The organism is Bartonella sp. MU37NMGALS (assembly GCF_042194015.1).
GTDB classification, from domain to species: Bacteria; Pseudomonadota; Alphaproteobacteria; order Rhizobiales; family Rhizobiaceae; genus Bartonella; species Bartonella grahamii.
In genome coordinates this window covers 1-636 of record NZ_JBHIML010000137.1, presented here as the reverse complement: position 1 = coordinate 636, position 636 = coordinate 1, and the positions used below count along the sequence as shown (strand labels likewise).

Genomic DNA, 636 nt, shown 5'->3' with positions numbered 1-636 from the left:
CCATCTGCTGGTAAAACATTCACAAGGCTATCCGTAAAGCTGCCGTTGACAACCGCAACATCTGGTCTGTAATCGGCTACTGGAAAATAAACCATCTTAAAAATCCGTTGGTATTATTCTGGTCACGTTATGACGTTGAGACGTCTCTGCACGCAATTCATGCAACTGTTCGTTAAAGTCATTGTAAGCTGCCGTTGCACAATCGGGGTCTTTCAAGATATTCTTGTAAAGTTCGTATTTTGCACGCGCCTTAATCAAATCAAACGCGTGCACAAACCATGGGTGCTCCTCATCGACACTCTCTATCTCTGATAAACGCAATGGAGAGAGAATGAGTTGAATTTGATAGGCTCTATCTGGCGTGGGATAAAGATGTAATTTCCTATCAAAATAACTGTAACAAACCGGCGTTCCTTGCTGCTCTGATGATAACAAAGGCTCTAAAGAAACATGGTCATTACATTCCAAGGCAAACTTATGATGTTGATCAGAACTTAAATAAACGTTTTTGATTTTAACAGCTGTTTCAATAGGGCGGGTAGTGCTTGCATCATAAACACCTTGTCCCGCCCGTGTCTCAAACACCACATCACGGCTTTCGTTAAAGTAAAAGGTCTCCCGTTCACAAAAACGAAT

General features: G+C 41.8%; 1 protein-coding gene. It reads right to left on the bottom strand.

Features of this window, described 5'->3' with window-relative positions:
* Window positions 1–96: 96 nt before the first annotated feature.
* On the bottom strand, window positions 97–636 hold a 540-nt coding region (locus ACFIJP_RS09565), incomplete at its 5' end, for a hypothetical protein (RefSeq protein WP_375627194.1).